Genomic DNA, 18,268 nt, shown 5'->3' with positions numbered 1-18,268 from the left:
CGAAACGTCACCGGATGCATTCCCACGCAGAGCGATGGGAATGCCTCTCGGGACGCTCCGCGTCCAGCGTCGACAGGGACGCCGATCAGCCTGCGACCAGCACCCTGATCGCTTCCAGTCGCAGCGCGGCCTTCTCGAGCATGGCCAGACCTTGCTCACGCTGACTGCGCAGGGCTACCAGTTCGCTGTCGCGCACCGTCGGGTTGACGGCCTGCAGGGCGGTCAGGCGCGCCAGTTCTTCTTCGGTATCAGCAGCCAGACGACGTTGCGCCTCAGCCACGCGCGCGGCGTGTTTCGGCGTGATCTTCTCTTCGCCTGCATTGATCCGCGGCGTCAGCACGTCGCGCTGGGCCTGGATGAACTTGTTGGCGCTGGCACGTGGCACGCTTTCGAGCTGGTCGTTCAGGGTATTGAACGACACGCGGCTCGACAGATCATTGCCGTTGGGATCAAGCAGGCAGCGCAGTGCAGCCGGTGGCAGGTAGCGGCCCAGTTGCAGCGAACGCGGCGCAACCACTTCGCTGACGTAGATCAGTTCCAGCAACACGGTGCCCGGCTTGAGCGCCTTGTTCTTGATCAGCGCCACGGCGGTGTTGCCCATCGAACCGGACAGCACCAGATCCATGCCGCCCTGCACCATCGGGTGTTCCCAGGTGATGAACTGCATGTCTTCGCGAGACAACGCCTGATTGCGGTCGTAGGTGATGGTCACGCCTTCTTCGTCGCCCAGCGGGAAGCTGGCGTCGAGCATCTTCTCGCTCGGCTTGAGGATCAGTGCGTTTTCCGAATGGTCTTCGCTGTCGATGCCGAACGCGTCGAACAGGGTTTCCATGTAGATCGGCAGGCTGAATTGGTCGTCTTGTTCCAGAATTGCTTCGACCAGCGCCTCACCTTCGCCCGCGCCGCCAGAATTGAGTTCCAGCAAGCGGTCGCGACCTGTGTGCAGTTCGCTTTCCAGACGCTCGCGTTCGGCACGGGCTTCGTCGATCAGGGCCTGCCATTCGTCATCATCACCGCTTTCCAGCAACGGCAGCAGACGAGGGCCGAACTGATGCTGCAACGCGTTACCGGTCGGGCAGGTATTGAGGAACGCGTTCAGCGCTTCGTGATACCACTGGAACAATCGGGCTTGTGGGCTGGTTTCCAGGAAGGGCACATGCAGCTCGATGGTGTGTTTCTGGCCGATACGGTCCAGACGGCCGATACGCTGTTCCAGCAGGTCCGGGTGCGACGGCAGATCGAACAGCACCAGGTGGTGGGCGAACTGGAAGTTACGGCCTTCACTGCCGATTTCCGAGCAGATCAACACCTGTGCACCGAATTCTTCGTCGGCAAAGTAGGCAGCAGCACGGTCACGTTCGAGGATGTTCATGCCTTCGTGGAAGACCGTGGCCGGAATGCCGGAGCGCACGCGTAGTGCGTCTTCCAGGTCCATGGCGGTTTCGGCGTGGGCGCAGATGACGAGGACCTTGACGCGCTTGAGCATCTTGAGCGTGTCGATCAGCCAGTCGACGCGGGGGTCGAAACGCCACCAGCGCTCTTCTTCGCTGACCTCGGAATGCGCCTGGAAGCTGACTTCCGGGTACAGGTCGGCGTGCTCGCCCAGCGGCAGTTCCAGATATTCTGCCGGGCAGGGCAGCGGGTATTCGTGCAGCTTGCGCTCCGGAAAACCCTGCACGGCGGCGCGAGTGTTACGGAACAGCACGCGACCTGTGCCGTGGCGGTCCAGCAATTCGCGAATCAGACGGGCCTTGGCTTCGTCGTCGCCTGCATTCACCGCAGCCAGCAAGGTGTCGCCTTCGGCACCCAGGAAACCGTGAATGGTTTTCTGTGCTTCTGCCGAGAGCACGCCCTTGTCGAGCAGTTCCTGCACGGCTTGAGCGACCGGGCGATAATTTTCGCTCTCGGCGCGGAAGGCGTTCAGGTCGTGGAAACGATTCGGGTCCAGCAGGCGCAGACGCGCGAAGTGGCTGTCCTGACCCAGCTGTTCCGGGGTTGCCGTCAGCAGCAATACGCCGGGGATAACCTCAGCCAGTTGCTCGACCAGCGAGTACTCGCTGCTGGCCTTGTCTTCGTGCCAGACCAGGTGGTGCGCTTCGTCGACCACCATCAGGTCCCAGCCCGCTGCGAACAGCGCGTCCTGAGCCTTTTCATCCGAGACCAGCCATTCCAGCGCAACCAGCGCCAGTTGCGTGTCTTCGAACGGGTTGCCCGCATCGCTTTCCATAAAGCGTTCGGCGTCGAACAGCGCGACCTGCAGGTTGAAACGGCGGCGCATTTCGACCAGCCATTGGTGCTGGAGGTTTTCCGGCACCAGAATCAGCACACGATTGGCACGACCGGACAACAGCTGACGATGAATCACCAGACCGGCTTCGATGGTCTTGCCCAAGCCCACTTCGTCGGCGAGCAGAACGCGCGGCGCAATGCGGTCGGCTACTTCACGGGCAATGTGCAACTGGTGGGCAATCGGTTGGGCACGCACGCCGCCCAGACCCCAGAGCGAGGACTGCAATTGGCGGCTGGTGTGTTCAAGGGTGTTGTAGCGCAGCGAGAACCACGACAACTGGTCGATCTGGCCGGCGAACAGACGGTCGGTCGCCAGACGGAACTGAATGAAGTTCGACAACTGGGTTTCCGGCAGCGTGACCACTTCGTTGCGGGCATTCAGACCGTGGTACACCAGCAGCCCGTCGACATCGTCCACTTCGCGAACGGTCATCTTCCAGTTTTCGAAGTGAGTGATCACATCGCCCGGAGAGAAACGCACGCGGGTCAGCGGTGCATTACGCAGTGAGTACTGGCGTGTCTCGCCAGTGGCCGGGTAGAGCACGGTCAATAAGCGGCCATCCTGTGCCAGAACGGTGCCCAAACCCAGCTCGGCTTCGCTGTCGCTAATCCAGCGTTGCCCCGGTTGATACTGCTGCGCCATGCTGCCTGTCTCCCGACGTGAAAAAGCCGACTATGTTAACGGAACGCGCCATGAAGACCAAAGGTAGCGTTGAAAAACCTCAGGATTCGCTGCGAACCGGCGAATTTTTCCTTTCATGGCACTTATTTCATTAAGCCCGGTCAAAAAAAGCCTTATAAATTATTGCAGCCTATTACAGGGCTGTTCAAGTTGCGTCGCAGACGGCCGAAAGCCCGGTAAGAGGAGAAAAACCATGTTGCAACCTATGCTCCCGTTAAGCGTTGTGCCGGTGACCTCCCAGATGGACCCGGCCAAGCGTGTCCCCGATATCCCGCCGGTGGCCCCTGTACAGCCAGGCTCCAGCGAGACATCGATCGACCTGCGCCATGAAGACTCCGAGCGCAGCGCCCTGCTGTTGCGTGAAGAGCAGCAGCGCCAGCAACAAGGGCGTCATGCCGAGGACGAAAGCGGTGAATATCAGGGCCTGGTCGTTCCGGGCGACTCGCTGAATGCTGACAACACCGTACCGGTAGTGCCATTGATCGACGACGAGCCGCGCCAGGGGCTGTGGGTCGATATCCAGATCTGAGACAAAGCGTTGCGCAACAAGAGGGCGCGAACTGCGCCCGCTGTCGATTGATTAACGCCTGATACCCTGTTTTCGACTGGTCATCACCGATGCTATTGAGCATTATTGGTGCTGATTCCACGTGTCCGAGAACTGCACAACCATGAACGACGATGGCAAATTGATCGATCTTGGCGCCGAGCGCGCCAGACGCGTTCATGATCTGAACGACAAACGCCTGAATGAAGTACGCAATGCCTTTGAGCAGGCCATGCCGCTGACCGGCAAGAAAAAGCCGAAGAAAAAGCCGAAGAAAAAGCCGAAGAAAAAGCCGAAAAAGCGTTGAGTCATTGAGCGGATGTTGATGCAGGTCAACGTCCGTGCGCGCTGCGACGACTAGCCTGATGGGTATCGGACGGGGCAGAAGACGGCGTGGGGCCAATGTCTTCGTCACCCTGTTCGAGCTGTCTGACGGGAAGGGCTGCCGCTCTGGTAAGGCGCACCCTTCGCCATGAGCACGCAAGGCACTTCGGGCGACTTCGGTCGCCCTTTTTTGCGTGTTCGGGAGCAAGCCAGGCCGCTTCCTGCTATGGCGGGCCGTGGCTCAACCGTCACTCCTCTCAGCCAACGGTGATTTCAGGCAGTACGGTCAGTTCGACTGTCTGCTGTTTGCGCGGGGCGAGAATTTCCGCTTCGCCGTCGACGACCAGTTCATCGTTCTGATTGAACACGCGGGTAGCGATGCGCACGCGAAATTTCGGCAGTTTTTCGAGAATTTCGAGACGCACCGTCAAGGTGTCGCCCAGCTTTACCGGCTTCTGAAAGGTCATTTGCTGACCGATGTAGATCGTGCCAGGGCCTGGCAGCTCACACGCCACTGCAGCGCTGATCAGTGCACCGCTGAACATGCCGTGGGCGATGCGCTCCTTGAACATGGTCTTGGAGGCGTATTCGGCGTCCAGGTGGACCGGGTTGTGATCGCCGGACATGGCCGCGAACAACTGGATATCGCGTTCCTGAACTGTCTTGCTGTAGCTGGCTTTCTGACCGACTTCAAGGGCTTCGTAGGGCGTATTGGTGACTTGAGTCATGTGTCTGTCCTGGACAAAAAATATGAAAAGATAAACGGCGCGTGATCACTCTGCCCGACGCGGTCCCGGCTGATCGAGAGCGTACGTCAGCCAGTCGAGCAGGTCCTGAGTCACTTCATCGCGATTGGTGTCATTAAGCAGTTCGTGCCGCGCCTGTGGGTAAACATTGAGTTGTAACACCTGATGACCCGCTTCTGCCAATGCATCGGCAAGATCCTTCAGACGCTTGCCAGCACTCACGGGATCACATTCACCGCCAATAATCAGCAAAGGAAGGTTCGGATCGATCTGCGCCAGGTTCGACGGATCGCTGATTTTCTGCAGCCCGCCCAGCATATCTGCCCACAACTGATTGGTGCAGCGGAAGCCGCACAGCGGGTCCTGAATGTACGTGTTCACCTCATCCGGGTCCCGGCTGAGCCAGTCGAAACAGGTCCGGGTCGGCTTGAACGCCTTGTTGAACGAGCCGAAGGACAGCCATTCGATCAGCGCGCTACGCCCCTTGCGGCCTTGACGCAAGCGTTCGAACCGGACGACCAGAAGTGCGCTGCGATAGAACGATGCCGGGTGGAAGTTAGAGCCGCTGAGAATGGCGCCCTGCAGACTGGCGCCATGGTGCATCAGATAAGTCTGGGCAATGTAACTGCCCATGCTGTGGCCCAGCAGAAACAAGGCCACCCCGGCGTGGCGCTGGCCGATCGACTGGCTCAGGGTCGCCAGATCGTCGACCACTTTTTCCCAGCCCTCCTCATTGGCGAAATGCCCGAGTCTGCCCTGCAGGGCGGTTCTGCCATGGCCACGCTGGTCGTGCGCATAAAGGGCGATGCCCGCGGCATTCAACGCTGCGCCGAGTCGTGCGTAGCGGCCGCTGTGCTCGGCCATGCCGTGGGCAAGCATCACGACGGCCAGCGGTGCTGTGTCCGGTAGCCAGGCATTGACGTAAAGGCGGCAATGGTCACTGGCGTCAAGCCAGAATGTCTCGTGCTTCATGGCGATATTCCGATCTGGAGCGTCTGCCCGGAGGATGTCTGTTTCAGCTTACAACCCGTACGTGATTGCATCTTGAATAGCAGAAAGATTCACGCTGTTGATGACGCCGACTGGCATATTTGCCTTCCGGGCGTTAGCTGCTAACGTCGGGCCAGTCCCGATTCTGAATAGCGGGCCAGCCATGAGCAGGGAAAAAGGATAAAACAATGCAACCTGAATTCTGGAACGACAAACGCCCTGCCGGGGTGACCTCTGAGCTGGATCTGCACACGTATCGGTCGGTTCTCGAGGTCTTCGAAAGCGCCTGCAAAAAATTCGCAGACAAACCTGCTTTCAGCAATATGGGCGTTACGCTGACCTACGCAGACCTGGAGCGCCATTCGGCTGCGTTTGCCTGCTACCTGCAACAGCATACCGACCTGATGCCCGGCGACCGCATCGCCGTGCAGATGCCCAACCTGCTGCAATACCCCATCGCAGTGTTCGGTGCGATGCGGGCCGGTCTTATCGTGGTCAATACCAATCCGTTATACACCGCACGCGAGATGCGTCACCAGTTCAAGGACTGCGGCGCCAAAGCGTTGGTCTACCTGAACCTGTTCGGCAAGCTGGTGCAGGAAGTGCTGCCCGACACCGAGCTTCGTTACCTGATCGAAGTAAAGATGGGCGACATGCAGTCAGCCGCCAAAGGGTGGTTGATCAATACCATTGTCGCCAGAGTCAAGAAGATGGTGCCGGCCTATGACCTGCCCCAGGCCACTGGCTTCAAGGATGCCCTGCGCATGGGGCGTGGCGGCTCTGTCAAACCTGTCGCGGTCGGGCTGGATGACGTTGCGGTGCTGCAATACACCGGCGGCACCACGGGACTTGCCAAAGGCGCGATGCTGACCCACGGCAATCTGGTCGCCAACATGCAGCAGGTTTACGCCTGCATGCGCCAGCATTGTCCTGAACGTGGCGTGATGTTCGGGGAAGCCAGGGAAGTGATGATCGCTCCGCTGCCGCTTTATCACATCTATGCCTTCACAGCGCACTGCATGTGCATGGTCATCAGCGGCAATCACAATATTCTGATCACCAACCCCAGGGATATCGGCGGGTTCATCAAGGAACTTGGCAAGTGGAAGTTCACGGCCATGGTCGGGCTCAATACCCTGTTCGTGGCGCTGATGAATCATCCCGACTTCAAGAAGCTGGATTTCTCTACCCTGAAGAGCACCAACTCGGGTGGCACCGCGCTGGTCAAGGCCACAGCCGAGCGTTGGGCTGAAATGACGGGATGCACAATCGTCGAGGGGTACGGTCTTACCGAGACCTCTCCGGTGGCCAGTGCCAATCCCTACGGCCCGCTGGCGCGGTTGGGAACGGTCGGCCTGCCGGTGCCGGGCACGGGTATGAAAGTGATCGATGACGAAGGCGCAGAGTTGCCGTTCGGCGAGCGGGGAGAGCTGTGCATCAAAGGCCCGCAGGTCATGAAGGGCTACTGGAATCTGCCGGAAGCTACCGCCGAAACGCTGGACGCAGAAGGTTGGTTCAAAACGGGCGACATCGCGGTGATCGGCGCCGACGGTTTCGTCAGCATCGTGGACCGCAAGAAAGACCTGATCATCGTGTCCGGCTTCAACGTGTATCCCAACGAAATCGAAGACGTGGTCATGTCACACCCGAAAGTCGCCAGTTGCGCCTGCATCGGGGTTCCGGACGAGCGTTCAGGGGAGGCGGTCAAGCTGTTTGTAGTCCCGCGCGAGGCGGGGCTTTCTGTCGAGGAACTCAAGAATTTCTGCAAACAGAACTTTACCGGCTACAAGGTTCCGAAACAGATCGTGCTGCGTGAGTCCCTGCCAATGACCCCGGTCGGCAAGATCCTGCGCAGAGAGCTTCGCGATATCGCCTGAGCTCGCGAATTGTTTCTTTTTACGTTGTCGGCTCCGCCTGCGTTGACGTGCAAGCGGGGCCTGTTTTTTTTGCCTAAGCTCACTGGGTGAAACCCCGGCCCTCTGGCTCAAGGTTTTCAGCGCTTTCGATATTTTCCGGGATAAATCCTGCGTCGTGACCGCAGCGTTTGAATCAGTCATTTTTGTGACCGTAGAGGCCCGGTTTGCCTCTAGTCGACCTTTGGCAAAGCTGCTACTCTCGGCGCGCTTTTTGACCTGTCATGAAGCGAATGAGCGTCTACTGCACAATTCCAAAACACAAAAAAATCATCGCCCAAAGCGATGTGAAGAATTCGCGATCGCTATGGAGCCGGCTGAATGATTGAAAACTTCTGGAAGGATAAATACCCATCTGGCATCTCCCCTGATATCGACCCTGATGAGTATCCCAACGTCCAGGCGGTCCTGAAGCAGTCCTGCCAGCGTTTCGCCGATAAACCCGCGTTCAGCAATCTGGGCAAGACAATTACCTACGGCGAGCTGTATGAATTGTCCGGCGCATTCGCTGCCTGGATTCAGCAACACACCGACCTTGTGCCGGGTGACCGCATCGCCGTGCAGCTGCCCAACGTGTTGCAGTACCCGGTTGCCGTTTTCGGTGCCATCCGCGCCGGCCTGATCGTGGTCAACACCAACCCGCTGTACACCGCACGGGAAATGGAACACCAGTTCAACGACTCCGGCGCCAAGGCACTGGTATGTCTGGCGAACATGGCGCATCTGGCCGAGAAGGTCGTGCCCAGGACCCAGGTCAAACATGTCATCGTCACTGAAGTGGCCGATCTGCTGCCACCGCTCAAGCGCCTGCTGGTCAACAGCGTCATCAAATACGTCAAGAAGATGGTGCCTGCCTACCACTTGCCTGACGCGGTCAGATTCAATGACGTGCTGAAAAAAGGCCACGGTCGGCCGGTCACCGAGGTGTCGCCCGACAGAGGCGACGTGGCCGTATTGCAGTACACCGGCGGCACCACCGGCGTGGCCAAGGGCGCGATGCTCACCCATCGCAACCTGATCGCCAACATGCTGCAGTGCAGGGCGCTGATGGCTTCCAACCTCAATGAAGGCAACGAGATCCTCATCACACCGTTGCCGCTCTACCACATCTACGCCTTCACCTTTCACTGCATGGCGATGATGCTGATCGGCAACCACAACGTGCTGATCAGCAACCCGCGTGACCTGCCTGCCATGGTCAAGGAACTGTCGAAGTGGAAATTCAGCGGCTTCGTCGGCCTCAACACCCTGTTCGTTGCCCTGTGCAACAACGAAGCGTTCCGCAACCTTGATTTTTCGGCACTGAAAGTCACGCTGTCCGGTGGTATGGCCCTGCAACTGGCTGCCGCCGAACGCTGGAAGCAGGTCACCAACTGCCCGATCTGCGAAGGTTACGGCATGACCGAAACCAGCCCGGTGGCGACGGTGAACCCTATTCAGAAGATCCAGATGGGCACCATTGGCATTCCGGTGCCGTCGACGCTGTGCAGGGTCATCGACGACGCTGGCAATGAGCTGGCGTTCGGCGAAACCGGCGAATTGTGCGTCAAGGGGCCTCAGGTCATGAAAGGCTACTGGCAGCGTCAGGAAGCCACGGATGAAATGATCGACGCCGATGGCTGGCTCAAGACCGGCGATATCGCGATCATTCAGCCCGACGGTTACCTGCGTATCGTCGACCGCAAGAAAGACATGATTCTGATCTCGGGTTTCAACGTCTACCCCAACGAACTGGAAGACGTGCTGGTCACGCTTCCCGGCGTGCTGCAATGCGCTGCCATCGGCATTCCGGACGAAAAATCGGGTGAGGCTATCAAGGTGTTCGTGGTTGCCAAGCCTGGCGTGACCCTGACCAAGGATCAGGTCATGGAGCACATGCGCGCCAACCTGACCGGTTACAAAGTCCCGCGCAGCGTGGAATTCCGCGATGCACTGCCGACCACCAACGTTGGCAAGATTCTGCGCCGTGAACTGCGTGACGAAGAGCTGAAGAAGCTGGGTATCAAGAAATAATAGCCAGACCTGCATGACAGACAACGCCGTGTCCTCTGACACGGCGTTGTTGTATCACCTGCGCCCGATCCAGCCTCGACAGTCGTCCTCCTTGCCGCAATCTGCGACAATCGCGCCCCTGTATTCTTCAAGAAAAGACTCTGCGCACCTGATGACCGACGAATCGCCCTCCATCGACCAACTCCTGAAAAACCTCGATCAAGCGATGATCGGCGACCGCCATCGTCTGCGCCGTCAGTTGCACGAGCTGCGCAAGAAGCCTGACGAGGCGAAGCTGACGCAATGGGTGGCGCGGGTTCAGGCGTCCTGCGCACAGGTCACGTCGCGGCGCGAGAGTGTGCCGACGGTTCGCTACGACGACAACTTGCCGATCGCCGCCAAGCGCGACGAAATCAAGGATGCCTTGCTCAAGCATCAGGTGCTGATCATCGCGGGCGAAACCGGCTCGGGTAAAACCACCCAGTTGCCGAAAATCTGTCTGGAAATCGGTCGCGGTCAACATGGTCTGATCGGCCACACACAGCCGCGTCGAATTGCTGCACGCAGTGTCGCCAGCCGGGTCGCCGACGAATTGGCCACACCGCTGGGCGCGCTGGTCGGCTATCAGGTGCGTTTTGAAGATCAGAGCGACAGCAACACCCTGATCAAACTGATGACCGACGGCATCCTGCTGGCCGAAACCCAGCACGACCGCTTCCTTGAGCGCTACGACACGATCATCGTCGACGAAGCCCATGAGCGCAGCCTGAACATCGACTTCCTGCTCGGTTACCTGAAAACCCTGCTGCCGCGTCGCCCCGATCTGAAAGTCATCATCACGTCGGCGACCATCGACCTGCAGCGCTTCTCCGAGCACTTCAACGACGCGCCGATCATCGAAGTGTCGGGCCGGACCTTTCCGGTCGACACTTGGTACCGCCCGCTGACCAGCGAGCAGGACGAAGAGGGCAACAGCGTCGAGGATGACCTGACCGTCGATCAGGCGATTCTGGCCACGCTCGAGGAACTGGCGGACTTCGAGCGCAGCGAGCGCAAGAGTCCGGGCGACGTACTGGTGTTTCTGCCCGGCGAGCGCGAGATTCGTGACGCCGCCGAAATGCTGCGCAAGGCCCAGCTCAGGCACACTGAAATCCTGCCGTTGTACGCACGCCTGTCGCCTGCCGAGCAGCAGCGCATTTTTCAGTCTCATCCGGGACGTCGCGTGGTGCTCGCCACCAACGTGGCCGAGACCTCGTTGACCGTGCCCGGCATCCGCTACGTGATCGACACCGGCACTGCACGCATCAGTCGCTACAGTTACCGCGCCAAGGTCCAGCGTCTGCCGATCGAAGCGGTGTCCCAGGCCAGCGCCAATCAGCGCAAGGGCCGTTGCGGGCGTGTCGAGCCGGGCCTGTGCGTCCGCCTTTACAGCGAAGAGGATTTCAACGCTCGACCTGAATTCACCGACCCCGAGATCCTGCGCACCAACCTCGCGGCGGTGATCCTGCAGATGCTGCACCTGCGGCTGGGCGAAATCACCGACTTCCCGTTCATCGAGCCACCGGATGGCAAGGCCATCAGTGACGGTTTCAATCTGTTGCAGGAACTGTCGGCGGTCAATCGCGAAAATCAGCTGACCCCGCTGGGTCGTCAACTGGCGCGCTTGCCAGTGGACCCGCGCATGGGACGCATGCTGCTGGAGGCTGCCAGGCAAGGCAGTTTGCAGGAAGTGCTGATCGTGGCCAGCGCCATGTCGGTGCAGGACGTGCGCGAGCGCCCGCCGGAGCGACAGCAGGCGGCCGATCAGGCGCATGCCCAGTGGAAGGACGCCGACTCGGACTTTGCAGGCCTGGTCAATCTGTGGCGTGGTTTCGAAGAGCAGCGCCAGGCGCTGACCGCCAGCCCGTTGCGCAACTGGTGTCGCCGCAATTTCCTCAATTACCTGCGACTGCGCGAGTGGCGCGATTCCCATCGGCAGTTGAGCCTGATCTGTCGTGACCTGCAACTGACGGTCAACAAGGAGCCGGCGGATTACCCGAAATTCCACAAGGCTATCCTGTCCGGGCTGCTGAGCCAGATTGGCCAGAAAGCCGACGAGGGCGACTACCTCGGTGCGCGGCAGCGGCGGTTCTGGATACACCCGTCATCCGGGCTGGGCAAGAAACGTCCGCAATGGCTGATGACCGCCGAGCTGGTGGAAACCACCAAGCTGTATGCGCGTATGGTCGCCAAGATCGATGCCGACTGGATCGAACCGTTGGCCGGGCACTTGATCAAGAAAAACCACTTCGAGCCGCATTGGGAGAAGAAGCGCGGGCAAGTGGTGGCCTTCGAGCAGATCACGCTGTTCGGCCTGATCGTGGTCGGTCGTCGCCCGGTGCATTTCGGGCCTGTCGATCCTGTGGTGTCCCGTGAACTTTTCATACGCGAAGGGCTGGTGCGCGGGGATATCCAGTCCCGCGCCAAGTGCCTGAGCGCTAATACTCTCCTGCTGGAACAGCTCGACGAGCTGGAGGCCAAGGCTCGGCGTCGCGACATTCTGGCCGACGAAGACACGTTGTATGCGTTCTACGAAGCGCGCATTCCGGCCGAGATTCACCAGACGGCCACCTTCGACAGTTGGTACAAGACCGAGAGCCAGAAGAACCCGCAGTTGTTGATCATGCGCGAAGAGGACGTGCTGGCCCGCGAGGCCAGCGAAGTCACTGCCGCGCAGTATCCGGATACCCTGCGGCTGGGCGAACTGAGCCTGTCGTTGACCTATCACTTCGAGCCCAATCATCCCCGCGACGGCGTGACCCTGCGCGTGCCTGCGCCGCTTTTGCTCTCGCTGCCCGCCGAACGTCTGGAATGGCTGGTGCCGGGGTTGCTGGAAACCAAATGCATCGCCCTGGTCCGTAGCCTGCCCAAGGCCGTGCGCAAGAACTTTGTGCCAGTGCCGGATTTCATCAAGGCGGCGTTGCAACGCATCACCTTTGGCGAGGGCTCGCTGACCGAAGCGCTGGGCCGCGAACTGTTGCGCATGACCGGCGCGCGGGTGACCGACGAGGCGTGGGCGGAAGCGACCCAGCAGCTTGAAAGCCATCTGAAGATGAATCTGGAAATCGTCGATGGCGATGGCAAATTCCTTGGCGAAGGTCGCGATCTGGATGCGCTGACGGCACGTTTCGCCGAAGCCAGTCAGGCCGCGCTCGCCGTTGCGCAGACCGCGAAAAGCCAGCAGCCGGTCGAGGCCAAGGTCTTCGCGCCGGTTGCGCAGAAGACTCAGCAGAACATTGCCGGTCTGTCGATGACGGTATACCCGGCGCTGGTCGAAGAGGGTGGCACAGTCAAGGAGGGTCGCTTCTCGACTCAGGCCGAGGCCGCGTATCAGCATCGCCGTGCATTGCAGCGCCTGTTGCTGCAGCAACTGGCTGAACCTGCGAAGTTTCTGCGCAGCAAGCTGCCGGGCCAGACCGAGCTGGCGCTGTTGTACCGCGAACTGGGGCGTATCGATGCGCTGATCGAAGACATCCTGCTGGCCAGCCTCGACAGCTGCGTGCTGGAGGGTGAAGCCGAACTGCCGCGCGACGGTGCCGGATTGCTGTCACTGGCCGAACGCAAACGCGCCGACTGGACCGAGCATGCCGAGCGTCTGGCAAAGCTGACGCTGGAAATCCTCAAGCTGTGGCATGGTTTGCAGAAGCGCTTCAAAGGCAAGATCGATCTGGCTCAGGCAGTCGCGCTCAATGACATCAAGGCACAACTGGGCAAGCTGGTGTATCCGGGCTTCGTGCGGGAAACACCTGCGCAGTGGCTCAAAGAGCTGCCGCGTTACCTGAAGGCCATCGAGATGCGCCTGGAAAAACTGCCGGGTCAGGTGCAGAAAGACCGGGTCTGGAGCATCGAGCTGGCAGGCCTGTGGGCGCAATATCAGTCGCGAGCCGACAAACACCGCCAGGAAGGCAAGCGCGACCCGGAACTGGCGGTCTATCGTTGGTGGATGGAGGAATATCGCGTGTCGCTGTTCGCTCAGCAGTTGGGGACGAAAATGCCGGTTTCTGACAAGCGGCTGAGCAAGCAGTGGGCGATGGTCGAAGGCTGATTCAAAGCCTGACACCCCGTCGAACAATCGTCTGTGCGGACTGCGCGGGCAGCAAGGCGAGAAGGATCTCAGGGTCGATATTTATTGGCCCGATAGCGCCAAAACCGGGCGCTGTGGCACACTTCGCGTCTGTCTTCACCATGCCATGGACGCGGCTTGAGCCCTGCGCGCTTTCAGTCATGCGCTTGTTTCACATATGCATTGGTACGCTGGTCCCAGAAAAGTCGTGGGTTGCCGCGTACCGTGCCCTGGCAGGCTACCGCCTGCGACCTTCAATAAGAGAGGAACGACCGTGCACAACGTCGTCATCAGCGGCACAGGCCTGTACACCCCGGCCAACAGCATTTCCAACGAAGAGCTGGTGCAGTCCTTCAATGCCTATGTCAATCAGTTCAACAGCGAGAACGCTGCGGCCATCGAGCGTGGCGAGCTTGAAGCACTGAGCGAATCCAGCGCTGCGTTCATCGAAAAAGCCTCGGGCATCAAGAGCCGCTTCGTGATGGACAAGCAGGGCATCCTCGACCCGCAGCGCATGAAGCCGAACCTGCCTGAGCGCTCCAACGATCAGTGGTCGATTCTGTGCGAGATGGGCGTGGCAGCGGCGAAACAGGCTCTGGAACGAGCGGGCAGAACCACCGCTGATATCGACGGCGTCATCGTTGCCTGCTCCAACCTGCAGCGCGCCTATCCGGCGATTTCCATCGAAATTCAGGAAGCGCTGGGCATTGCCGGCTACGGCTTCGACATGAACGTCGCCTGCTCGTCGGCGACCTTCGGTATTCAGGCCGCGTGCAACAGCGTGCAATTGGGTCAGGCCCGCGCCATTCTGGTCATCAGCCCGGAAATCTGCACTGCCCACCTCAACTTCCGTGATCGCGACAGCCACTTCATCTTCGGTGATGGTGCAACCGCAGTGGTAGTGGAGCGTGCCGATCTGGCGACCTCGCCCTACCAGTTCGATATCGTCAGCACCCGTCTGCTGACCCAGTTCTCCAACAACATCCGTAACAACTTCGGCTTCCTGAATCGCACGTCGGACGAGGGCCAGGGTACGCCTGACAAGCTGTTCGTACAGGAAGGCCGTAAAGTATTCCGCGAGGTCTGCCCGATGGTGGCGGAACTGGTCGGCGCGCATCTGGACGACAACGGCCTCAATGTCAGCGACGTCCAGCGCTTCTGGCTGCATCAGGCCAACCTGAGCATGAACCATCTGATCGTCAAGAAACTGCTGGGCCGCGACGCAACGGTTGAAGAGGCACCAGTGATTCTCGATACCTACGCCAACACCAGTTCGGCAGGTTCGGTCATCGCCTTCCACACTTATCAGGATGACCTGCCGAAAGGCGCTCTGGGCGTTTTGAGTTCGTTCGGCGCGGGCTACTCGATTGGCAGCGTGATCCTGCGCAAGCGTTGATCGCATCGGCGGTCGGCATCCTGACGGACAAGGTGCCGACCTGTCGGTTGAAAGGCCTTGTATAGAGAGGCCATCGATTCGCGGTCGTTTACATTCTCCCTCAATGCGTGATACTCGTCGCACGTTTACCTCCGAGGGAACCTGCATGCCGGTTCACGTCGTCGACAGTCTGAGTACCGTCGCGCCTGCCCAATGGGATGCGCTTGTACTAGGCAACCAGCCGTTTCTACGTCACGCCTTTCTGACTTCACTGGAAGACAGCGGCAGCCTCGGGCCGCGCTCCGGGTGGCGTCCCGAACACGTGCTGCATTACGAAAATGAACAGCTGGTGGCTGCGCTTCCGGCCTATCGGAAATGGCATTCCTATGGCGAGTACGTGTTCGATCACGCCTGGGCCGACGCCTGCCGCCGCGCCGGTATCGCGTACTACCCCAAGCTACTGGTGGCCGTGCCGTTCAGTCCGGTGGGTGGCTCGCGCATTCTGTCTGCGACACCGCAAGGCGCGTCGGAGCTGCTGAGCGAACTGCCGGCGTATTTGCAGAGCGAAGGCTTGTCGAGCGCGCACATCAACTTTACCGATCCGGCCGCCGACGCCTTGCTTGAAACCCAGGCAGGCTGGCTGTCGCGTATCGGCTGCCAGTTCCATTGGCACAACCGGGGTTATCGGGACTTTCAGGACTTTCTGGACGCGCTGAGTTCGCGCAAACGCAAGCAGATGCGCAAGGAGCGCGAGCAAGTGGCGGGTCAGGGCATTGCCTTCGAATGGCTTGAAGGTTCGCAGATGACCGAGATTCTGTGGGATTTCGTGTATGCCTGTTATTCCAATACCTACGAGGTACGTGGGCAGGCACCTTACCTGACGCGCGAATTCTTCAGTCTGCTGGCTGAGCGGATGCCCGAGTCGATCCGCGTGGTGCTGGCTCTGCAGGGCTCACGTCCGGTGGCCATGGCGTTCAGTCTGATCGGTGGCGACAGCTTTTATGGGCGTTATTGGGGATGCCTGGCCGAGTTTGACCGCCTGCACTTCGAAACCTGTTTCTATCAAGGCATGGACTACGCGATTGCCAACGGGCTGCAGCGCTTCGACGCAGGTGCCCAGGGCGAGCACAAACTGATCCGCGGCTTCGAACCGCAGATCACCCGTTCCTGGCACTACCTGATGCATCCCGGCCTGAAAGACGCGGTAAGCGATTTTCTGGAGCAGGAACGGGTTGGCGTGATGGCATATGCCGAAGAAGCGCGAGCCGCGTTGCCGTATCGGCAGGTCTGACATCACCGTGGGAGGCGGCTTGCCGGCGATGGCGTCTGTCCAGTCACCGAGGTGTCGCTTCAGCAACCGCATCGCCGGCAAGCCGCCTCCCACAGACCGTGTTGGTTGCAGCACGGCTTGCGTATAACCCTCAATCCACGCCCACAAATCCGCCCGTCTGGTGCTGCCACAAGCGTGCATATAGCCCGCCATGTGCCAGCAGTTCAGCATGGGTGCCGGTCTCTGCGATGTGGCCTTTTTCCAGCACTACCAGCCGGTCCATACGTGCAATGGTCGAGAGGCGGTGGGCGATGGCAATGACGGTCTTGCCTTCCATCAGGGTTTCCAGACTTTCCTGAATCGCCGCTTCGACTTCCGAGTCCAGCGCCGAGGTGGCTTCGTCCATGATCAGAATCGGCGCGTCCTTGAGCAGCACACGAGTAATCGCAATGCGCTGGCGCTGACCACCGGAAAGCTTGACCCCACGCTCGCCCACGTGCGCGTCAAAACCGGTGCGGCCTTCAGAGTCCGACAGCAGAGGGATGAACTCATCGGCACGCGCCTTGCGGATGGCTTCCCACAACTGCTCGTCCGTTGCGCCGGGATTGCCATACAGCAGGTTGTCGCGGATCGAGCGGTGCAGCAGTGACGTGTCCTGAGTGATCATGCCGATCTGTGCACGCAGGCTTTCCTGAGTGACATCGGCCACGTCCTGTCCGTCGATCAGGATTCTGCCGCCCTGCACGTCGTACATGCGCAGCAGCAGATTGACCAGCGTTGACTTGCCCGCGCCGGAAGGACCGATCAGGCCAATCTTTTCACCCGGCCTGATGTCCAGATTCAGGTTGTGGATGATCCCGTTGCCATTGCCGTAGTGGAAGTCGACGCCATCGAATTTCACGCCGCCATTGGCGATTTTCAGGGGTTTCGCCGCTGGCTTGTCGTTGATCGAGACCGGTTGCGAGATGCTTTCCAGGCCATCCTGCACGGTGCCGATGTTTTCGAAGATGCCATTGACTACCCACATGATCCAGCCGGACATGTTGACGATACGAATCACCAGGCCGGTGGCCAGTGCGATCGCACCCACCGAAATCATCGACTGCGTCCACAGCCACAGCGCAAGCCCCGTGGTGGTGACGATCAGGATGCCGTTCATCGTGGTGATGGTGGCGTCCATCGAGGTGACGACGCGGCCGGCCAACTGGCTTTTTACCGTGTGATCGCGCATGGCCTCGCGAGCATATTGCTGCTCGAAATTGGTGTGGGCGAACAGCTTGAGCGTGGTGATGTTGGTGTAGCCGTCGACGATTCGGCCCATGAGTTTGGAGCGCGCATCAGACGAGTCCACCGAGCGCTGTTTGACCCTGGGCACGAAGTACATCAGCGCCAGAATGAACGCGAGAATCCAGGTGCCCAGCGGGATCATCAACCGCCAGTCCGCTTCGGCGAACAGCACCATTGCACTGATCGCATAGATCAGCACGTGCCAGAGCGCATCCACCGATTGCACCGCCGAATCACGCAGCGAGTTGCCGGTCTGCATGATGCGCTGGGCGATACGTCCGGCAAAGTCATTCTGGAAGAAGTTAACGCTCTGCTTGAGCACGTAGCTGTGGTTCTGCCAGCGAATCAGGTTGGTCATGCCAGGGCTGATGGTCTGGTGCACCAGCAGGTCGTGCAGGCCGACGAAAATCGGGCGCAGCACGAGGGTCACCACCACCATCCAGATCAGTTCCGGGCCGTGGAGGGTGAAGAAGTCCTTGGGCTCGGTCGTCTGAGCCAGGTCGATGATACGGCTGAGATAACTGAACAGTGCAACTTCGATCAGCGCGCCGATCAGACCCACCACCAGCAGTGCGGTGAAGGTCGGCCAGACCTGACGCAGGTAGTAGGTGTAAAACGCGAAAACGGTATTGGGCGGGGCAGCGGTGGGGGCGTCTTTGAAGATATCGATCAGCTTTTCAAAACGACGATAAAGCATTGGCTATCACACCCACTGGCGTGGGTTCTCCCTTGATAAATAGAAGCGCTCCCG

The 18,268-nt window shown here is 59.8% G+C and carries 11 protein-coding genes; 7 read left to right on the top strand and 4 right to left on the bottom strand.

Annotated elements, in window-relative coordinates:
- Positions 1-85 precede the first annotated feature (85 nt).
- On the bottom strand, positions 86-2,932 hold the full coding sequence (rapA, locus tag JTJ32_RS19590) for an RNA polymerase-associated protein RapA (protein WP_210043032.1): 2,847 nt from the start codon (positions 2,930-2,932) through the stop codon (positions 86-88).
- Between the two features lie 232 nt (positions 2,933-3,164).
- Here rapA and JTJ32_RS19585 point away from each other — a divergent pair, with 232 nt between their 5' ends.
- Together JTJ32_RS19585 and JTJ32_RS19580 are read left to right on the top strand one after the other, a co-directional pair.
- Positions 3,165-3,500, top strand: a complete 336-nt coding sequence (locus JTJ32_RS19585) for an aspartate-semialdehyde dehydrogenase (protein ID WP_210043030.1) — start codon at positions 3,165-3,167, stop codon at positions 3,498-3,500.
- A gap of 142 nt (positions 3,501-3,642) precedes the next feature.
- On the top strand, positions 3,643-3,825 hold the full coding sequence (locus tag JTJ32_RS19580; RefSeq protein ID WP_210043028.1) for a hypothetical protein: 183 nt from the start codon (positions 3,643-3,645) through the stop codon (positions 3,823-3,825).
- 274 nt (positions 3,826-4,099) lie between these two features.
- Here the strand turns inward: JTJ32_RS19580 and JTJ32_RS19575 are convergent, their stop codons facing one another.
- A complete protein-coding gene (locus JTJ32_RS19575; RefSeq protein WP_004888205.1) occupies positions 4,100-4,570 on the bottom strand; it encodes a MaoC family dehydratase in 471 nt (156 codons plus the stop codon).
- Between the two features lie 45 nt (positions 4,571-4,615).
- Complete coding sequence (locus tag JTJ32_RS19570) at positions 4,616-5,560, bottom strand: alpha/beta hydrolase (RefSeq protein ID WP_210043026.1); 945 nt, start codon at positions 5,558-5,560, stop codon at positions 4,616-4,618.
- 206 nt (positions 5,561-5,766) lie between these two features.
- Here JTJ32_RS19570 and fadD2 point away from each other — a divergent pair, with 206 nt between their 5' ends.
- The 5 genes from fadD2 to JTJ32_RS19545 all read left to right on the top strand — a co-directional run bounded on the left by fadD2 (position 5,767) and on the right by JTJ32_RS19545 (position 16,251).
- Positions 5,767-7,455 (top strand): long-chain-fatty-acid--CoA ligase FadD2, encoded by a 1,689-nt coding sequence (gene fadD2 / locus JTJ32_RS19565; protein ID WP_099226065.1) that lies wholly within the window; start codon positions 5,767-5,769, stop codon positions 7,453-7,455.
- A gap of 357 nt (positions 7,456-7,812) precedes the next feature.
- Positions 7,813-9,504 (top strand): long-chain-fatty-acid--CoA ligase FadD1, encoded by a 1,692-nt coding sequence (gene fadD1 / locus JTJ32_RS19560; protein WP_099226064.1) that lies wholly within the window; start codon positions 7,813-7,815, stop codon positions 9,502-9,504.
- A gap of 151 nt (positions 9,505-9,655) precedes the next feature.
- Positions 9,656-13,567 (top strand): ATP-dependent RNA helicase HrpA, encoded by a 3,912-nt coding sequence (hrpA, locus tag JTJ32_RS19555; RefSeq protein WP_210043024.1) that lies wholly within the window; start codon positions 9,656-9,658, stop codon positions 13,565-13,567.
- Between the two features lie 292 nt (positions 13,568-13,859).
- Positions 13,860-14,981, top strand: coding sequence for a beta-ketoacyl-ACP synthase III (locus JTJ32_RS19550; RefSeq protein WP_099226062.1), 1,122 nt, complete (start codon positions 13,860-13,862; stop codon positions 14,979-14,981).
- Positions 14,982-15,126: 145 nt separating this feature from the next.
- Positions 15,127-16,251, top strand: a complete 1,125-nt coding sequence (locus JTJ32_RS19545; RefSeq protein WP_210043022.1) for a GNAT family N-acetyltransferase — start codon at positions 15,127-15,129, stop codon at positions 16,249-16,251.
- 130 nt (positions 16,252-16,381) lie between these two features.
- On the opposite strand, the gene JTJ32_RS19540 is transcribed toward JTJ32_RS19545, so the two are convergent.
- Positions 16,382-18,214 (bottom strand): ABC transporter ATP-binding protein, encoded by a 1,833-nt coding sequence (locus tag JTJ32_RS19540; RefSeq protein WP_099226060.1) that lies wholly within the window; start codon positions 18,212-18,214, stop codon positions 16,382-16,384.
- Positions 18,215-18,268: the final 54 nt, after the last annotated feature.

This window comes from Pseudomonas alliivorans, from assembly GCF_017826695.1.
In the GTDB taxonomy this organism is placed as follows: Bacteria; Pseudomonadota; Gammaproteobacteria; order Pseudomonadales; family Pseudomonadaceae; genus Aquipseudomonas; species Aquipseudomonas alliivorans.
Note: the sequence above shows the minus strand (reverse complement) of the source record. Positions and strands in the feature narration are given on the sequence as shown.